This is a genomic window from Ruegeria sp. CDSB086, from assembly GCF_059611065.1.
Genome location: NZ_JBXWOV010000006.1, coordinates 153,216 through 170,031 on the forward strand (window position 1 = coordinate 153,216; position 16,816 = coordinate 170,031).

General features: G+C 52.9%; 21 protein-coding genes. 10 read left to right on the forward strand and 11 right to left on the reverse strand.

From position 1 onward, the window contains the following. Positions 1-494: 494 nt before the first annotated feature. Both AC2FIO_RS13725 and AC2FIO_RS13730 read left to right on the forward strand, forming a co-directional pair. Positions 495-851 (forward strand): hypothetical protein, encoded by a 357-nt coding sequence (locus AC2FIO_RS13725; RefSeq protein ID WP_496698301.1) that lies wholly within the window; start codon positions 495-497, stop codon positions 849-851. 54 nt (positions 852-905) lie between these two features. Next, the gene (locus AC2FIO_RS13730) at positions 906-1,034 is read left to right on the forward strand and encodes a hypothetical protein (RefSeq protein WP_496698302.1); all 129 of its coding nucleotides are present in this window, start codon (positions 906-908) and stop codon (positions 1,032-1,034) included. 33 nt (positions 1,035-1,067) lie between these two features. Here the strand turns inward: AC2FIO_RS13730 and AC2FIO_RS13735 are convergent, their stop codons facing one another. The 8 genes from AC2FIO_RS13735 to AC2FIO_RS13770 form a co-directional block, all read right to left on the reverse strand. Further along, positions 1,068-1,676, reverse strand: coding sequence for a transmembrane anchor protein (locus tag AC2FIO_RS13735; protein ID WP_496698304.1), 609 nt, complete (start codon positions 1,674-1,676; stop codon positions 1,068-1,070). A 12-nt stretch (positions 1,677-1,688) separates the two neighbouring features. Continuing rightward, positions 1,689-2,342: a HupE/UreJ family protein gene (locus AC2FIO_RS13740; protein WP_496698599.1), complete on the reverse strand. Its 654-nt coding sequence runs from the start codon at positions 2,340-2,342 to the stop codon at positions 1,689-1,691. A 123-nt stretch (positions 2,343-2,465) separates the two neighbouring features. After that, entirely contained in the window at positions 2,466-2,783 is a 318-nt protein-coding gene (locus AC2FIO_RS13745) for a hypothetical protein (protein WP_496698306.1), read from the reverse strand. Positions 2,784-3,146: 363 nt separating this feature from the next. Further along, positions 3,147-3,515 carry a c-type cytochrome gene (locus AC2FIO_RS13750; protein WP_282120658.1) on the reverse strand — a complete coding sequence of 123 codons (369 nt, stop codon included), beginning with the start codon at positions 3,513-3,515 and terminating at the stop codon, positions 3,147-3,149. Between the two features lie 77 nt (positions 3,516-3,592). Beyond that, positions 3,593-4,459, reverse strand: coding sequence for a CopD family protein (locus AC2FIO_RS13755; RefSeq protein ID WP_282120581.1), 867 nt, complete (start codon positions 4,457-4,459; stop codon positions 3,593-3,595). 2 nt (positions 4,460-4,461) lie between these two features. Continuing rightward, entirely contained in the window at positions 4,462-4,803 is a 342-nt protein-coding gene (locus tag AC2FIO_RS13760) for a copper resistance CopC family protein (RefSeq protein ID WP_282120582.1), read from the reverse strand. Positions 4,804-4,814: 11 nt separating this feature from the next. Beyond that, complete coding sequence (locus AC2FIO_RS13765) at positions 4,815-5,246, reverse strand: c-type cytochrome (RefSeq protein WP_496698309.1); 432 nt, start codon at positions 5,244-5,246, stop codon at positions 4,815-4,817. Positions 5,247-5,784: 538 nt separating this feature from the next. Continuing rightward, on the reverse strand, positions 5,785-6,174 hold the full coding sequence (locus tag AC2FIO_RS13770; protein ID WP_282120584.1) for a MerR family transcriptional regulator: 390 nt from the start codon (positions 6,172-6,174) through the stop codon (positions 5,785-5,787). 177 nt (positions 6,175-6,351) lie between these two features. Between AC2FIO_RS13770 and AC2FIO_RS13775 the strand changes: the two genes are divergently transcribed. Then, the gene (locus tag AC2FIO_RS13775; RefSeq protein WP_496698311.1) at positions 6,352-6,594 is read left to right on the forward strand and encodes a hypothetical protein; all 243 of its coding nucleotides are present in this window, start codon (positions 6,352-6,354) and stop codon (positions 6,592-6,594) included. A 4-nt stretch (positions 6,595-6,598) separates the two neighbouring features. Next, positions 6,599-6,817, forward strand: a complete 219-nt coding sequence (locus AC2FIO_RS13780; RefSeq protein ID WP_282170058.1) for a GDCCVxC domain-containing (seleno)protein — start codon at positions 6,599-6,601, stop codon at positions 6,815-6,817. 463 nt (positions 6,818-7,280) lie between these two features. Here the strand turns inward: AC2FIO_RS13780 and AC2FIO_RS13785 are convergent, their stop codons facing one another. Continuing rightward, entirely contained in the window at positions 7,281-7,736 is a 456-nt protein-coding gene (locus tag AC2FIO_RS13785; protein WP_496698313.1) for a luciferase domain-containing protein, read from the reverse strand. A 149-nt stretch (positions 7,737-7,885) separates the two neighbouring features. Next, positions 7,886-8,476 (reverse strand): YceI family protein, encoded by a 591-nt coding sequence (locus AC2FIO_RS13790; protein ID WP_496698315.1) that lies wholly within the window; start codon positions 8,474-8,476, stop codon positions 7,886-7,888. A gap of 124 nt (positions 8,477-8,600) precedes the next feature. Between AC2FIO_RS13790 and AC2FIO_RS13795 the strand changes: the two genes are divergently transcribed. After that, entirely contained in the window at positions 8,601-9,182 is a 582-nt protein-coding gene (locus tag AC2FIO_RS13795; RefSeq protein WP_496698317.1) for a TetR/AcrR family transcriptional regulator, read from the forward strand. Between the two features lie 990 nt (positions 9,183-10,172). Here AC2FIO_RS13795 and AC2FIO_RS13800 read toward each other — a convergent pair. Then, the gene (locus AC2FIO_RS13800) at positions 10,173-11,510 is read right to left on the reverse strand and encodes a tetratricopeptide repeat protein (protein ID WP_496698319.1); all 1,338 of its coding nucleotides are present in this window, start codon (positions 11,508-11,510) and stop codon (positions 10,173-10,175) included. A 132-nt stretch (positions 11,511-11,642) separates the two neighbouring features. On the opposite strand from AC2FIO_RS13800, the gene AC2FIO_RS13805 reads away from it, so the two are divergent. The 5 genes from AC2FIO_RS13805 to AC2FIO_RS13825 all read left to right on the forward strand — a co-directional run bounded on the left by AC2FIO_RS13805 (position 11,643) and on the right by AC2FIO_RS13825 (position 16,811). Beyond that, positions 11,643-11,951, forward strand: coding sequence for a hypothetical protein (locus AC2FIO_RS13805; RefSeq protein ID WP_496698320.1), 309 nt, complete (start codon positions 11,643-11,645; stop codon positions 11,949-11,951). A gap of 4 nt (positions 11,952-11,955) precedes the next feature. Then, on the forward strand, positions 11,956-13,410 hold the full coding sequence (gene gntH, locus AC2FIO_RS13810) for a guanitoxin biosynthesis MBL fold metallo-hydrolase GntH (RefSeq protein WP_282170052.1): 1,455 nt from the start codon (positions 11,956-11,958) through the stop codon (positions 13,408-13,410). A gap of 82 nt (positions 13,411-13,492) precedes the next feature. Continuing rightward, the gene (locus tag AC2FIO_RS13815; RefSeq protein ID WP_496698323.1) at positions 13,493-14,602 is read left to right on the forward strand and encodes an HlyD family secretion protein; all 1,110 of its coding nucleotides are present in this window, start codon (positions 13,493-13,495) and stop codon (positions 14,600-14,602) included. 29 nt (positions 14,603-14,631) lie between these two features. Beyond that, positions 14,632-15,318 (forward strand): ABC transporter ATP-binding protein, encoded by a 687-nt coding sequence (locus AC2FIO_RS13820; protein WP_496698324.1) that lies wholly within the window; start codon positions 14,632-14,634, stop codon positions 15,316-15,318. Then, positions 15,318-16,811 (forward strand): ABC transporter permease, encoded by a 1,494-nt coding sequence (locus tag AC2FIO_RS13825; protein WP_496698326.1) that lies wholly within the window; start codon positions 15,318-15,320, stop codon positions 16,809-16,811. The genes AC2FIO_RS13820 and AC2FIO_RS13825 overlap by 1 nt, the downstream gene beginning before the upstream one ends. Positions 16,812-16,816 lie beyond the last annotated feature (5 nt).

A 16,816-nucleotide genomic window follows, 5' to 3' on the forward strand; every position in this document is an offset into this window, starting at 1 on the left:
AGCGCCTAAAAATTGGAAACATTATGCCGGGAATATCAATCCAATAACTAGCACTGGTTTGTAAGCGTAGCGGTAGTTAATTATGCCTGTCATTGTTCTTGTCGGTATCGTCCATCGATGGATGCCGTTATAGCTGGGACAGAAATGCTTGATGTTTGGGTCAGAATTGAATGACGTGATTGACCGATTTATTGAGGTTTTGGCTGTCGATAGAGTCAAAGATCAGTGACGTTCCACAGTGCTTTTGTGAAACGACACATAGTTCCGCCACCAGCTACAGAACCTTGCCATTTTTGCCTCACTTCCTTCACCAAGCACCTAGACCGATTTCAATGATCCTGACTTCCCTATTGGGAAAATCAGGGCTGATTTGCAGATCAGAAGCCGAAGGCGCCTGTTCGTGCTGATCTGCCACGTGGCGAACGCGGGAGGCCGCTGTCAGTTTTTCCTAAAGGCAAACTACAAGCATTTGTTAAACTGCGAGGTGAAGAGACATGACTGATGGTCGAAATGATCTTTTTGAACGCCTCAATCCAATTTGGGAGGCCGTGGTTAAGTTGGGCGAGAACACCCCCGAACTCAGTAAGAAGGCCTACCTCAATGAGATGAGGGGTGAAGTGTACAAAGCACGGACCGCTTCATTTGGGACTGAAAATAGTGCGGATCGGTGTGACGAAAAAGTAGCGGAGGATCCTGAAGCTCAGTTCAAGATGATTGCAGTCGCCTATGCCACCGGAGACATGGATAAGGTCGATCAGGTGATAAACTACCTTGCTTTTATACGTCGTATGAAAAAACAGGGCATTTATGAATTGGGGCACTGGAGTGATGAGGACTCAGATGGGCAATAATACAACCAGAGATCGCTTCACATAACACCCCTACTGCGACGTACGCGGTTTGTTATGACGCTGCAATTCATGCGGCGCTCGCGAAACCCGCCAATCGAAATCCGGATCGACGAAGACCGCAATGCGGACAAAGCACCAATTCGCTGCGCTTGCGCCAAGGTCGGCTTTCACCAGCGCGCCTAGAGTTTTAGGCGCGCCCAGTTCTCCGACCTAATCCTACCGGACTATAGCACTGTAGTCGCCGCGCAATTGAAGCGTCACCGTTACCGCCTCATCGTCCCTGTTGCGCCAGAACCAGCCGTGATCTCCGGCGAAAGGAGTTTCAAGACTACCTTCGCCTTCGGTTTGACCGCGCCCTTTCTCATAGGTCACGTTTTGGTCGCCCGCGTGTGCATGGAGGTCGAAGTTGACCCGACCACCTTCGGCCACCCACGCGTAGAATAGGGTCGCTCCCTCTTCCATGGTTGCCTTGATCTCGGTGAACTCACCCGGTTCGAGCGTGAACGTGATTGTATCCTGCCACGCCTCCTGAGCGTGTGCTGTGCCAACGAACTGACCGAAGATGTCATCGAGTAAGTTCGATGACTGATCCGCCCCGTGAACTTGCTGATCCTGCTCGGCTTCATCTGCCAGTTCCTGCTTGATTTCGCCCATCTCAGTCAGGCCAAGCACGCGGCCTGCGCCCGTTGGGTCAATCCCGTATTCAGCAGGCAAAACGACCACAACGAGTATCGCCACGGCGCTGATAGCAGCGATTGTCGTGGATCGAAGAAGCTGGGCTGAGCTCGGTAATTCTTCGAGGCTCGGTTTCTTTGCGTTAAACATTTGAGGTTTTCCTTATGCGGCCACGAAATAGCCGGTCAGTTGGTATCCCATCAGCACAAAACCGATGGTCATCATGACGACATTGACGGTGTAGGCTTGTTCGAAAAATTTGGCGCTCTTTCGCCAGTACCCCATGACGATGAGGATCGCTGCGAGTGCCAGAAGTTGGCCGATCTCGACGCCAACATTGAAGGCCAGGAGGTTGGGTAGCAGCCCGTCTGGTGCGATCTGGTAGTCCAGTATTTTCGTGGCTAAGCCGGTGCCGTGAAACAGGCCGAAGATGAAAGTCGCTGCCTTGGTGGTAGGCTGGAAGCCGAACCACCGTTGATAGGCCCCTAGGTTGTCGAGCGCCTTGTAGACAACGGACAGCCCGATGATGGCATCCACAATGTAGGAGCTGATACCCCAGCCGAACCATACTCCCGCGAGCATCGTTATAGAGTGGCCAATAGCAAAGAGGCTCACGTAGACTGCAACGTCTTTCGACCGATAGAGGAAGAAGACGACACCAAGGAGGAACAAGATGTGGTCGTAGCCCGTGACCATATGTTTAGCCCCGAGATACATGAAGGGGATGATGTGCACGCCCCAGATTTCTTGGATGTATCCAGCATCGCCGGGCGTAACATCATGCGCCAATGCTGCGCTGGGCGATAGCAGCAACATGGACAGGACGAAGAACGCGAGACGTTTAGAATTGCGTCTGACGCCTTTATGGAAGGTTCTCATGGAGTAACTCCGCTAAATATTTGGATTGATCGGTGATGCGCGTGAGCCGCGCGGTGCCGATCAAGTTCGCGGAGGTCGATCTATTCGGAACTGACGATTAGGGCCGCGGTCTGAGTTAAGCCTTCGCCATGCCTCGTCCCTGTGCCATTCAGGTGCGGTGCCTGAAACACTGGCGAGAAACGGCTGCTTGTGGTCATGATCCGCCACGTCGTGGCTATGGCCGTGCATCGCCCAAAAGAGGTCTTTTTTGAACCCGTGCGAATGGCCATGATCCTCGACCATTTCAAGATGGTCTTGGATCGTCTCAATAATCGCCGGAGCATGCGAGAATGATGGTGTTACGGACCAAACGACCAACGCCAGAAAGAGGGCAGCCAAGCCAACTCTTTGAATGTGCACGTAAGCCTGTTTCATCACATCTGTCAGCCCGGTGATTGCAGCCTCTATGCGGCTGCCACGAATTTGTTCACTTCTACCGTAGTGTTTGCCACGTGGTCAAATCCACCTATCAGGCTCTTGCATTCGTCTGGTGATCTTGGAGCTGTTGAAGCGACCTAGACGATGACTGAATAATATCTCGGGCCGACCTGCCAGATGTGCAGGTTAGTGGTCTTGTCAGTATCGCTTTCGATTGCATCGCGCATCACCGACCTTCACTCAAAGACTTGCGCGCAAGGCTTTTTCACGAAAACCCGACATGGGCGCAATGTCCTTACCGCCACGTGGCGAAGGTTGCCTTTCTTAGTCATGCGGTGGGTTGCGGCCTGCTTGAATTTCCTGAACACGTTCAGGCCAAGTGGAACGGATATAGGCAAGAATATCCCAAATATCGTCATCGGTGAGGGTATCACCAAAGCCGGGCATGCCACTTGCAAAGCCGTCGACGCCACGCGCTGCCAGCGCCGCCTCGCCACCCAACTGGGTGTACTCGAACAGAAGCTGGTTGTCGTGGTGCCATGTATGCCCAGTCTCGTCATGGGGCGGCGCAGGCAGAATGCCGTTGTTGTCAGGCGTCTGCCAATCCGGCTGCCCTTCGAGATTGACGCCATGACAAGAAGCGCACTGTTCGGCGTAGAGGGTCTGCCCATTGGTCAAGTCCCGGTCGTCCATTTCGTGACCAGCAGTTGCACCCGTTGCTAAGCTGAAAAATGGGATGATCAAAAAGTCCCGCACGTTCATGGGATACCTCAGTTCGGTAGGGTCAAAACGCTGGTGAGTGTTGCGGTTGCTGCAAGTACCATCAGAATGATCACAGTTTCGATTTCAATGGAGCGCGCCAAGTGGCGGGCGGCATTATTATCCCCGGACTGCATGGCCGGAACGAAGCGGAGCTTATTTGCGGCTGCCAACGTCAGGGCCACGCCCACAAGTGCAAGTTTGATCAGCAGGGTTTGCCCATAACTCGTTGTCATTAACGCCCGCATATCGCCCAGCAACATCCAGGCCATCAGCAGTCCCGCCAAAATCAACGCAGGGACAATGATCGAAGCTACCTGTCCAAACCGATGCCCCAACATGGCCGCGTTGTTCAAATACTCTTGCCGTTGCGACAGGGTACGCAACGGTCCAAGGATACCGACCCAAAACGCAACTCCCAGAAGGTGCAAAAGCAATAGCAAACGGACGCCAGTTATCTCTAATTCGGGGACATGCCCGATCTGGGCGAATGACCACAGGGCGATCATTCCACCGGCAAGCGCGATCCATTGGCCGACTAGGGGTGTGAATATCCCGAAGATCATCAATACCGTCCCGACAACCCGGTAGAAGAGAACGTCGCCAACCGAGGTCTGCCACAGCAGACCGAGCATTTCTGGATCGGTCATACCATCAGCTCCGCCCGTCAAGGCTGCACCGCGCAGCATAAACCCCAGGAAAGAGCCCGCAAGCGCAAGCCCCGCCAACAGAGCAATCTGACCACGCATTCTATCACCCAGAGGCGACACCAATTCGGCAAAAGCAGCCCGAATGATCAAAAGACCGGTCGCACCACTAATGCCGACATACAGCATCAGCTTGGACAAAATCGCGCCTATTCCCCAGATATCGGGCATGCTCAGTCCACTGTGAAGGTGAATTCGCCCTGCATGGCGTGCCCATCCGCACCCAAGCCCCGCCATTCAATGCGATACGTGCCTTCGCCCATGCCTTGAAGCGGGAGCGCGAATGCGCGGCCAAAACTTGTCTGGCCTCCAAGATCGAGTGCGACGGTATGTGCCTCTTGGTGGATCATGTTGACTTTTGTCAGGCGAATATCATCCGCGAAATTGAAACTGATCTCAGAGGGCACTTCGGCAACTGTCGCGCCGTTTTCGGGTGTGGTGGTGTCCACGCTCGAATGGGCAAAAGCGCTTGTGACAAGCGTGGAGATCAATGCAACTATGCTGAGCGTTTTCATTGGGGTATTCCTCAGTTTATTCCATTAGCGCGCTGGATTTCGCGGAGATAGTCGATGACCATAGCCACGTCACCGCGGGTTAAGCCTTCAACCGGAGGCATGTTGCCAAACTGCCAGTGGTGGCTTCTGACGCCCATTGCGACCGCGCGTTGAAAGGACTCGTCTGCATGATGGCTGGGTTCATAGATTACATGGATCAGCGGTGGCCCTGCGCCTTCAACGCCTACCGCGTTGCTGCCGTGGCATGCGGAACACGCGTTTTCGAATATGCGCTGCCCGATGGCCGCATTTCCTTCGATAGGCGGCATCTGAATTGCCACCATTGCTTTGCCCTCGGTAGGTGCCGATTGCGCTGCGTCCTCAACAGGGGCGGGTCGAAGAGTGATATAGGCAGCGATGGCTACCACGGCGCATGTGCCAATCAGGAGATATTTTCGGTTCATATACTGGTCCTAACCTTATGTAACAGAGTGGTGCCGCAAACAAATCGCAGCACACCGGAACGTTTTCACTGCCGTGAACAACGTCGGAAACCTGTTTCAAGAGTTAGGTGGTCTGTCCGGGTTGCCCGGTTCATTAAGCGTGGAGAGGTTTGAGGCCTGCCATACCGCTACAATCACGGATCGGTTAGGTGTGGTTTGGAAATCCTGCGCCATGAGCGCGAGAACATTGCACAGGAAAGGATTGCATCCTTCATGTGCTGTACTGTCCGATTCATGCTGTCTGTCTTCGCTAGGAGCGACCAACTCGTGGTTAGCGTGTTGCACCTCAACACTTGTGGCCATGTGATCAATACAATGCCCGCCAACGCACTCACTAGCTAGCGCATGCGCGACGTTCCCAAGCCCCATAACAAGGATCAGACAAACCGTAAGAAGTGTCGTGGTTATTGGCCGAAGGTACTTCACGTGGCGAGGCTACCCCGGATGCTGAGCGAAGACAATGCGCGTACCAAAGGGTCGCGCAACACCCGATGTTCCACTACCCGGTACGCAATTGAGAAAGCAAAGGGCAGGAAACATTCCCGCTGTCGCAATTGGCTGTGAGTTCAGTCAACGCCGCTTCCAAACGCTCAAGTTCCTTTATCTTTTCGCGAACATTCAGGACGTGCTGTTCAGCCAAGTCCTTAACAGATTGGCAATCATCGCCATCGCTTTCAGATAGCTCGAGGAGCGTCCTCGCATCGGCAAGCGGAAAGCCCAGTTCACGGCATTTCTTTAGGAACCGAAGCCGTCCAATATCCTGCCTGGAGTACATCCGCCGATTATTTGAAGCGCGCTCCGGTTTAGGAACGATCCCTTCGCGTTCGTAGTAGCGGATCGTTTCAATGCCGACACCGCTTTGCCGGGATGCTTCCCCAATCGCAAACATGTGAGACTTCCCACCTTGATCCTGTAGTGGCTACAGAAGTTATACGAGACAGGGTCGCTTAGACAACTCCGCGCAAAAGGACTGTTGAAAACGAAAATGCAGAGGGTGCTCAAACTTAGTTACATAGGATCGTTGTCAGCACTTGGCGTGGCGACTTGCTGTGTATTACCCATAACGATGATGCTGCTGGGATTGGGCGGCAGTTGGCTGGCAATCTTTGGGAAGGTCGCAGCGGCTAGCTACTACGTGTTGGCAATTTCGACCGCGCTCGTCGCGGTATCTTGGCTGGTATCTTACCAACACGGTTCCCAAAAGCAGTTGAAATGGTGGCTTTTGGGGACGACCGTGATGACCGGCTTGGCTTGGGTCGTCGTATTCTATGAGGCTCGGATCAACGATTTTCTGATTATGCAGATGTGAGACAATGACGGAACAAACTGTTGTGCTTGAAAGCACGCTGACTTGCCCAAACTGTGGGCACAGCGAAACTGAAGAAATGCCTACGGATGCCTGCCAGTGGTTCTATGAATGCAAGTCATGCAGAACAGTCTTGAAGCCGTTGGAAGGCGACTGTTGTGTCTACTGTTCCTTTGCCACCATTCCCTGCCCACCAATTCAACTGGGCGATGGCTGCTGCGGATAGTGTGTCGTGTTGCTCGCTAGGTGAATTTGTCACCAGAGAATTTCGACAATTTGCCCAACTGCAGCCCCGGTAAATGATCGCGAGAAACCCGTCATTCAGCGCTTGCGCAGCATGAGGTATTTTGGGCTCTCCTGGCACCTTCGCCGCGATCTGCGCCAAGGGGGGCTCTGATATGGATCGACTTTCGCTGAACGCCGCATGAACAAGCAAGAAGCAAACTTTGCGGCCATTCGCATTTTTGGTCCGTAGGTCAGCAGTACAGCCCGAAGCGGATCTTCGACTCTGAGCTTTGCTAATTCAACTGCGCGGGACGGGAGCTACCATTGATGCGAATGGCTTGAACGTATCGAGCGCTGCACCACGGCGACAATGTAAGAGAGAATTTGACCGCTAATAGCAAGGCGGCTGAAACAGCACTCATAAAGGAAGCAGGCGTCACCGCACACTTTCGGGCAAAACGGGCTTAACCCAAGGTGTTGCCGGTGACGAAGGTGTACGAACTTTCGACCAGATCGATGACGACATCCAACTCTTCTGGTGTGGTCGGTGTATATATCATCACAAAGCCGCTCCACCCAGGACGTTGCTTGGCCCAAGGGTGTGCAACGGCCCAACCAGCCTCAATTGCCTGTAGCGCCATTGCGGGGTGCAGCGAAGCGTGCAAGCTGCCATCAGGATGCATATGCGCAAATTCAAACCCACCGACGATAGAGTTCGGTTGAGACAACAACATGTCGGGATCAAGCTGAAAGCCAATCGCGCCAGGTAGCGAAATGCGTGTCGGTCCAAGTGTGACCCCTGGGAATTGTCCAACACGCTCCAGCAATAGCTGGGCCAAATCGGCATTAATTTCGACACCAATCTGAGTATGCGGTACGCCGCTTGTCGTTTCGGGACGGGGCGAGGTGCGCTCCGGCAAGGAGCGCTCTTGTGCGAATACCAAAGGGCACGTTAAAGCCAGTGCTGTCGTTGCAACCGCCAGTTGCCTCAGGAACACATTCATTTTGTTGTCAGCCCGTCAAAAGTAAAGATTGAGTGCTCAGCGCCGTATCGGTGCCCCTGCACACATCATTCAGCTTTTAACGCTTCGATATTGATCAAGAGCTCTATTTCGTCGCTGACCGCTGGTGCAAAGGCCCCAAGTCCGAATTCAGACCGCACGATAGTCGCCGTCGCTGCCAGCCCCACGGTCGGCGTGCCCTCCTTTTCGCCAAAAGGGTATGGCGCTGACTTGTTAAGCGTTGTTTCCAGAACAACAGGTTTGGTGACGCCATTCATGGTCAGGTCGCCAGAAATATTCGCGGAATTGTCCCCGGTCACTTCAATGCTGGTTGAGGCGAATGTGACCACGTCACCGTCACTCGCGCTAAAAAAGTCATCGGACATGAAGTGTTGCAAACGGGCATCCCAGCCCGTGATCATGGATTTTACAGGCATAGAAACTGTGACAGACGAGGCAGACGGATCATCTTCGTTGAACTCTATCTCACCGCTAAAACCTGAGAACATTCCATATGTTTCTGAGAATCCGATGTGGTTGTAGCTGAACAATACCTGGCTGTGTCCAGGATCCAGCTCGTAGGTGCCACTCTCGGACAATGCGGGTGTCGCGCCCATCGATAAAAGTACCGCCAGCGGGGTTGCTGCTACTTTGAACATTGATACGCTCCCATTTTGACAAGACGTGTTTGTGGAATTGAGTATTGGGATTTAGGTGTTGGTCGACCATGCTTTTAGGACAAAGTGTTCTATTGTGCAACAAATTGTTCTATAGGAGGGGTGGTTGAAAGAAGATCCCAGGCTGATCGCCACACGACAGGCCGCACTTGATGCGGCGCAAAAGATACTGATGGATGAAGGCGTGCTACACGTAACACATGGCGCAGTTTCAAAGGCAACGGGCATTTCCCGCAGTACGCTTTACAGGCACTGGCCAGATGCGCGCAGTCTGCGTGATGCAGCGTTCAGGCGCATCGCAACACCGCCGAACATACCACCCAAAACCGATGGCCCGTTGCGATCTGACCTGCGCTGGTTACTCGGAGTACTGATGGGAGCTTTGAATGACACACCATGGGGCCAAATCGCGCCCCAGGTGGTCGCTGCTGCGTCCAACGATGCAGAAGCGCGGTTGGTGATCACTGAATTTATGAAAGACAGGTTCGCAAGTGTTGAAGCAGTATTTGCAGCCGCAATAGACCGCGGTGAGATCGCCGCCGACGTTCCGGTTGACCAGCTCATAGAACTAGCAGTTGCTGCCCCCTATTTCCGCAAGCTCATACGTCACGAGGCATTGGACGAAGAATGGTTGGATCGACATGTTGATCTGCTTTGCAGTATCGCGAAAACCAATTCGGGACAGTGACCATCGCCTGACTTTGCAATCAAAGCGACCCGCAACAGGCGCGAGATTTCGGCAGAACAGCAAATTGTGATCAATAGCTTGTCCAGCCAGTTCCTAATAGCGATTGCTCCAAAAGGTCTCGGCAAATGTTTGCTATGATCGTCCGCCGAGGTTTGAAAGGTCAGCTTTCTGTGCACTGCCGAGATTGATGCACAGTGCAGCAAGTTGCACTTTGGGCTCAATTGAGGCCTAAGCCGCAGCGTTGATGAGTGGCCGCTCTTCGTGCTGGGTCAGAAATGCTTGACGTTTGGGTTAGAATTGAATGACGCGATTTGTTCGTTTCTTGAGGTTTTGGCGGCCGATTGAGTCAAAGATCAGTGATGTTCCACATATCTGTTGAACGTCGCACGAACCAGACCCAACCGCCACAGTTGGACCAGAAAAGCAGTGAACTTTCGACATCGGATGGCGCCCCCAAAGTTGGACATCAGTTGAATTTGATCTTTGCGTCATCAACTAACACGCCGCACCATTTCATACTCCCGCAGACAGTTTGGTTTGATCTGACTTCCCTTTCGGAAAATCAGAGCTGATTTGCAAGTCAGACAGCGAAGCTGCCTGTTGCCGCTAATCTGCCACGTGGCGAACGCAGAAACTACCTTGTTTTCATACGTCGTATGAAGAAACACGGAATCTATGATTTGGGTCGTTGGAGTGATGAGAGCCAGGGTGGGTAAAGATTCAACCAGAGATCGCTTCACATAACACCCATACTGCGACGTACGCGGTTTGTTATGACGCTGCAATTCATGCAGCGCTCGCGAAACCCGTCAGTCGAAATCCGGATCGACGAAGACCGCAATGCGGACAATTCCGCCGTTAGCTACAACAAATTCCAATGACCGCTTTCAGCGTTCAATAACACTACCAAGGTATGTTCGCTTGTGTTGGCGGTAAAACACACTTTACGTACGTGGGCCTGTCTCCAACCATGGCTCGAAAAGGAATATCTTAAAACCGCCATCCCGCATCTGTTAAGGCTGAAATCACTTCGTCCGATAGATTTGGACTGGAATAAAATGCTGCTAGAACAAGATCTGGCCTGAACTCTGGCCACGACTGTTTCAGTTTATTCAAGGTTGCATGTGCCTCTTTGGACGCGCCCAACCTTTGATAGGAAGCCGCCAAAAATACCAAAGACAGTGCACTGACGGGGTCACCATTGTCACTCGCAAATTTCAAAGATGCGATTGCTTCCCTAAACTCACCGATGTGAAAACTTGCAACCGCGTGAATGTTCCTGTGGGCAAACCGATGACTTCCTATCTCTCTGGGGTGGCTTGGGTCGCTGACGTCATACGCTTCTTCAAAGCGACCCATAACCAGTAGTATCACGCCGCGAAAGTCCAGAACGTTTCCGTCATTGGGTCGAAGCGACTGGGCGAGTGCTGAATACTCCAAAGCTCTGTCATAGTCGCGAGAAACATAAGATACCCATGCCATTGCCGATTGGCTCCAGCCGTTTGAGGGCGCAATGTCCACAGCTTTCTGTGCCATTTGTCCTGAATTCAGTATCAGCGCGTCACGCTCTTCCTCGCTTCGCGTTAGTAGAGCCTGGGTTCCCAGACTATGGGCCAATCCGGCATATCCACAGTAAAAATCGGGAGCCTCATTTATTGCCATTCTAAATATGTCGCTGGCCAGGATCTGGTTATCGATAGTTGCGATTGGAAAGAGCAGGCCCCGAGCTTGATCGCAGTAGTTTGACGCCTGTACTGCAGCGGGTGATTTAGCGGATAGAGCCTGTCGCTCAAGTGAGCGCGCGGATGTCTTTGGGTTTAGATCAACAATCTGTTCCATGCGCCCGCCCAAGATGTAAGCAAGAGCAATGATCGCTATGGTGACAGCAGGGATGCCAATCAGCCAGGGTAATCCTGGCCTGAATGGCGTGTGATCGACATTGCTCTGAATTGTACCAGAGCGGTCCTCGAACCAAGGCGCGTAGCCGCCGCTATCAATGTGAATGCGCAGATCGTCTTCAGCACCTGCCGTTTCATAGTACTGCTGAAGTTTCCGCCGTAACCGCCCCGCATCCACACGAACAACGTTAATGTGGCCGTCATCACTGGCAAAACTCTTGAAGTAAACATCCTGAGCGATTGTTTTGCCAAGAATAGCCTCGGATCTACCCGCAATGGCCTCTTCGACAACGTAGCTCAGAAAATTCCGAAGGCGTTCCGCCTTGCCAAACATGTCACTCGCCAATACCTGGTCCAGCGCGTACTTCACACGGGTCGCGTGACGTTCCGGATCAAGGGTCAATTCTCTGTCGGGCATCTGAAACTTCAAGTTTCTCTGTATTTTCAACTCCATACTGTCAAATGAATATTTGAATGTCACCCTAATTTCACGGTGTAACCCTTCCGCGCTGCGCGATGTGCCCTCAGCCTGGTGACTAGAGATGGACTAGGCGCCAGGGCAATGACGGACATCAACTTACTAGAGCTCGCTTTTCCGGACCAAATCAGCCGCATCCGCGTCATGCGAAGGAACCATCGTGGATTCGAGGCACTTTGCGGTGACTTCGAGTTGCTCTCAGCCGAGTTGGAGAGGGCCCGGAAGGTCAATGAGCAGACGTCACCATGTCTGATCGATCCTGTCACCGAAAGCCTAGACGGGCTAGCCGAGGAAATCGCCGAGCATCTCTCTCGATTTACCAATTCAGAGATTGTCCCGAAAGCCATTTCAGAAGTGGTTCCCATATTCACCCAGGCTCGAACAAAGGACTGAAAATATGCTGCAAAACAGACAGAGGAAGTCAATTAAGTCACTCAGCGCACTCGCCGTCGCAGCGACATTGTTCGCCACAAATGCGTTCGGTCAGGCTCCTCCGGTACAGGAGCCCTCATCCCAAGAAGATATTGAGGCTGCACTGACTGGCGGCGTCCCAATGGGACGTTGGAAAGAGGGTCTGACCTTTGAGGGCATCTCTCCGCAACCGTGGTTGAAAAGCGCGGCAAACTGGTTCCCACGCACAGAGGATGTACAGCCCAACGAGATGAGAATTATCTTCATGGGATCTGCTCCGTTCATTCGCCCTGGGCAAATGAACACAGCGATTCTTGTTGAGCTGGGTAACGGTAAGATTTTCATGTTTGACATTGGTGAGGGCTCACCAGCGAACATCATTGCCAGTGGATATGCACTGAATGAAATTACCGATGTATTCATCACGCACCTGCACGTAGACCACTTTGGTGGGCTGCCGTACCTGTGGATGTTCGGAACCTGGGCCGGTGGATGGCACGAGCAGTTGACGGTCCACGGCCCATCCGGCCGCACCAAGGAGTACGGCACCGCAACTATGGTAGAAGGCATGAAAATGATGACCGGCTGGCACCGGGATGCGTTCAGCGTCTTTCCAGTTGGCAAAGGTTGGGACATCGAAGTCAACGAATTTGATTTCCGTGACAATGGCGGCGTGATCTATGATGAAGACGGGGTCAAAGTCACACACTGGCAAAGAAGCCATGCCAAGGACGGTGCGTCTGGATACCGGATGGATTGGAATGGCATGTGCTTCATCTGGACAGGTGACGGTCGACCCAACATGATCGATATTCCTTTTGCCAAAGGCTGTGATGTCTTCGTCACGGAACAGCAGCAGGAAATCATCGAAATCTCATCCGGAGTTCAAGGCGTGCCGCCATTCCTCGGGCGTTATACCGTCGATACCCATCACACGCCCAGCTATGCGGCCGGCTACATTGCCAACCTGGTGCAACCCAGGCTTTTGATGAACACTCACATGAGCTATGACCCCTATCAGATCGAGGAAACCGTGGCGGAAATCCGAGAGCACTGGAAAGGCCCCTATCACTTTGGAGCGCCTGACGGGATCGTTGTGAACGTCACCAAAGATCAGATATGGGTTCGCGAAGGCATATTGCCCGAGTTCCCAAACTCACGAGCACCGCAGTTTGACTTTAGCAATGGTCAGTTGATCGTGCCGAAGCCACCCCATCGGCGCGAAGACATTCAAGAACCCTACGTGCGCGATATGGAGATCGATCCTAAGCTGTACTATCCCGAGGGATATCATCCTGAGCTGCTGACCGAGTGGCCAGTTGATGACGACCTTGTTGTTCCTTTGGAAGCGCTTCCCGAAAATCTGAAAGAGAGTATGGGCGCGGCGTGGCGCCATCGTGAAGCCAACCGCAAAGTGTTGGAAGAGCAAGGTGACAATTAAGCCATCATGACAAACAGGGCGATCACCCGTAAGTTCGGGTGGTCGTTCGAACTTTCTGGAAACATCACGAAGGAATGAAGTCTTGTTAATCGTACTTGGCCTCTACTTTGGAATAGTCTGGCTGGTCTTTTCCAAGTTTCACCTTCTCCCCTGGAATGGTTTCTGGAAAACTCTGGTTTACGGAGTAGCTGCTGTTATCGCTCTGGTGGTCATCGGTGCGCTGAACCACACAACTCCGACTGGCCCGGTATCCATTCAGGGTGTTTCAACGAATATTGCTCCGAACGTGGCGGGCACGGTTACAGAAGTCGTTGTGGAGCCAAACCAGGAAGTCGCAAAGGGCGAGACCCTATTCCGGATAGATAATGAAGTTTTCAAAGCCGAGGTTTCCCGGCTCGAAGCTGTTTTGGAAACTGCAAAGTCATCTGCCGACCAACTGGTATCAGATTTATCAGCTGCCGAGGCCGAGATTGAATCCTTGACTGCTCAGCTGACTTTCGGAATTCAGCGTCGTGATGACATCATCCGTTTGGAAGAACGCGGGGCATCAACCACGTTCCAACTGCAAGAAGCTGTATCAACCATCGACCAGTTGACCGCGAATATCCGCGCAGCAGAAGCCCGGAAGACAAGCCTTGAGCGGCGTATCGCCGCGAAGATCGACGGGCGTGACGCAGGTGTTGTGGAGGCCGAACAGACACTTGCGCAAGCTCTTTGGGATTTAGAGCAAACAGTTGTAAAAGCGCCGGGAAACGGCGTTGTCACGGCTGTATCACTACGACCAGGTAACCGCGCCACTCCGCTACAAGGGGCAATAACTTTTGTCAAACCTGAGGACTATGCAGTAATTGCTACTCTGCCCCAATCTAGTCGCGATAATGTTTCGGTCGGTGATGAAATCCGGCTTGCTTTTAGAACGGAACCCGGTGGAGAAATTACCGGCCGTATTTCCGATTTTCCGGTCGGAACTGTCGAAGGTACTGTTGATCTAAGATCAGGTCTTCCCTCATTGCGCGAACTAGCCGGGATATCCAGCTACATCGTATTGGTTGAACTACCTGCAGATGCAGACAGTAATTCCTTGCAATTTGGAACGTCAGGAACAGCTTTGGTCAAGACAGACAAAGCCGGAGCCATTGGTGTTTTGGCAGAGATCCTTTTCTGGATCACTAAAAAGCTCAATTATCTTTGAAAAACCAAGCCAAAGCATCTGTGTCATCAATGAAAACTGTCGAACTCAAATCCTTGGTGTTTCGGTGGCCCGGTCAACCTGACCCGGTACTCTCAGTCGATAGCTTCGATCTTGAGGCCGGAGAAAGCGTGTTTATGAGAGGCCCCAGTGGCAGCGGAAAGACCACGTTGCTCTCGGCAATTGCTGGCGTGATCGATGTACCGCAAAGCGCGGTTCGCGTTGCAGGCACGGATGTCGGGGCTTTGGCCGGAGGTGATCGTGACTGTTTTCGCGTGGATCATTTGGGGATTGTTTTCCAGGTCTTTAATCTCTTGCCTTGGCTCAGTGCGCTTGAAAACACGTTGCTGCCCTGCCGGTTTTCAGCGCAACGGCGCAATCGGTCGGGGCCAGACCCCAAAGCTACCGCAACACGGTTGCTAAGTGAGCTGGGTCTCGAGGATGCTGAGCTGATCAATCGACCTGCCAGCGCACTGAGTGTTGGGCAGCAACAACGCGTTGCGGCGGCGCGTGCTCTGATAGGGGCGCCTGAAGTAGTTTTGGCGGATGAACCCACTTCGGCTTTGGATGAGGAAGCGAAAGACACGTTTGTCCAGTTGTTGTTGAAGGAATGCAAAGCATCAGGGGCGAGTTTGTTATTTGTCAGCCATGATCGCAGCCTAGAAAAACACTTCGATCGGAGCGTTGACTTGCCGATGCTGAACGCGGGCAAAACGTGATGTTCAATCTTTGTTATAAAAGCCTTCTCAATCGCCGCTTTATCGCTGCGTTAACTGTTCTTAGCATTGCCTTGAGCGTGGCTTTGATTGTTGGGGTTGAACGACTGCGAACAGAGGCACGAGCGGGTTTTGCCAATTCTGCATCAGGGATCGACCTGATCATTGCGGCACGCGGAAACGATGTGCAGATCCTGATGGCAACGGTTTTTGGTGTCGGCACAACTGGCGCTGGTATCAGCTGGGACAGCTACGAGATGATCGAAGATTTGCCTCAAGTAAGCTGGACAGTGCCGATTATGATGGGTGACAACCACCGTGGATATCCAGTGATTGGTACGTCCGAGCAATATTTTGACCACTTTCGTCATAGTGGCGGCCAGCAACTGATATTTGCTGAAGGTGTTCCCTTTAAGTCTCCAGATGGCGCAGTGATTGGAGCAAAAGTTGCTCAGGCTTTCGGGTACACGTCAGGCACTGAAATCGTGAATGCCCATGGCTCAGGGGAAGTCGCCTTTGATGTTCACGACGAAGCGCCTTTCACAGTGACCGGCGTGCTGGGGTATACCGGGACGGCCGTCGACAGAGTGGTTTTTGTCTCGCTCGAGGGGTTTGACGCCTTGCACGAAGAACCTGCGTCAGAGGTTGCGGACCCATTCGTTTTGATCGATGCACCTGAGGTCGCCGAAGAACACGAAGACCATCACACCGCGCATTCCCATAGCGAAGATCACGCAGACAGCGAATTTGCGGACGGGCATGTGGATCACGGCGACGGCCATGGACAAAACGATGACTATGCGGATCACGGCGAGCCTGACGAGCACGAAGAAGGGCATCAGGAACATGACGACAGTCATGCCCACGAAAGCGACCATGAAGACGAGGCGGAAGCTGTCAGGACCTCTGGCGAGCACGATCACGGTGGCCATGATCATGAACCGGGGACCATCAACGCGATTTTTGCCGGGCTTGAGGAGAAGACGGCGGTGCTTTCAGTTCAACGGCAACTGGCAGACCATCGCGACGAGGCACTGACTGCCGTTCTTCCTAATGTTGCGCTGTTGCAGCTTTGGTCGATTACCAGTACGGCCGAGACCGCGCTGCGTCTGATGGCAGTCGCTGTGGCAGTGGCTGGAATGATCGGCATGGTGGTCATGTTGTCTGCTTCGCTCGACAACCGGCGGCGTGAATTTGCGATCCTTCGATCCGTGGGCGCAACTCCAGCCGGCGTCTTTTCGCTGATCTTGCTTGAAGCCGTTTTATTGTTGTCGGCCGGCATCGTGCTTGGAGTAATCGCACTCAGCGCTCTCACGCTCGTGATAGATCCGGTTCTTGCCGCAAATTTTGGGCTTCGCATCGGTGTTGGCCTGCCGAGTTTTCGCGAGGTTCTTCTCATAGCCATCGTTTTCTGCTCTGGTCTTCTTGCCAGTATTATACCTGCGTTAAGGGTGTACCGTATGACGCTATCAGACGGATTGTCGGTGCGGCTTTGAATAAG

Bases quoted from the DNA above. Each gene is read 5' to 3' on its own strand.
- AC2FIO_RS13725 (WP_496698301.1), top strand. From the start codon at position 495: ATGACTGATGGTCGAAATGATCTTTTTGAACGCCTCAATCCAATTTGG.
- AC2FIO_RS13730 (WP_496698302.1), top strand. From the start codon at position 906: ATGACGCTGCAATTCATGCGGCGCTCGCGAAACCCGCCAATCGAAATC.
- AC2FIO_RS13735 (WP_496698304.1), bottom strand. From the start codon at position 1,676: ATGTTTAACGCAAAGAAACCGAGCCTCGAAGAATTACCGAGCTCAGCC.
- AC2FIO_RS13740 (WP_496698599.1), bottom strand. From the start codon at position 2,342: ATGTTGCTGCTATCGCCCAGCGCAGCATTGGCGCATGATGTTACGCCC.
- AC2FIO_RS13750 (WP_282120658.1), bottom strand. From the start codon at position 3,515: ATGGACGACCGGGACTTGACCAATGGGCAGACCCTCTACGCCGAACAG.
- AC2FIO_RS13755 (WP_282120581.1), bottom strand. From the start codon at position 4,459: ATGCCCGATATCTGGGGAATAGGCGCGATTTTGTCCAAGCTGATGCTG.
- AC2FIO_RS13760 (WP_282120582.1), bottom strand. From the start codon at position 4,803: ATGAAAACGCTCAGCATAGTTGCATTGATCTCCACGCTTGTCACAAGC.
- AC2FIO_RS13765 (WP_496698309.1), bottom strand. From the start codon at position 5,246: ATGAACCGAAAATATCTCCTGATTGGCACATGCGCCGTGGTAGCCATC.
- AC2FIO_RS13770 (WP_282120584.1), bottom strand. From the start codon at position 6,174: ATGTTTGCGATTGGGGAAGCATCCCGGCAAAGCGGTGTCGGCATTGAA.
- AC2FIO_RS13775 (WP_496698311.1), top strand. From the start codon at position 6,352: ATGATGCTGCTGGGATTGGGCGGCAGTTGGCTGGCAATCTTTGGGAAG.
- AC2FIO_RS13780 (WP_282170058.1), top strand. From the start codon at position 6,599: ATGACGGAACAAACTGTTGTGCTTGAAAGCACGCTGACTTGCCCAAAC.
- AC2FIO_RS13790 (WP_496698315.1), bottom strand. From the start codon at position 8,476: ATGTTCAAAGTAGCAGCAACCCCGCTGGCGGTACTTTTATCGATGGGC.
- AC2FIO_RS13805 (WP_496698320.1), top strand. From the start codon at position 11,643: ATGACGGACATCAACTTACTAGAGCTCGCTTTTCCGGACCAAATCAGC.
- gntH (WP_282170052.1), top strand. From the start codon at position 11,956: ATGCTGCAAAACAGACAGAGGAAGTCAATTAAGTCACTCAGCGCACTC.
- AC2FIO_RS13820 (WP_496698324.1), top strand. From the start codon at position 14,632: ATGAAAACTGTCGAACTCAAATCCTTGGTGTTTCGGTGGCCCGGTCAA.
- AC2FIO_RS13825 (WP_496698326.1), top strand. From the start codon at position 15,318: ATGTTCAATCTTTGTTATAAAAGCCTTCTCAATCGCCGCTTTATCGCT.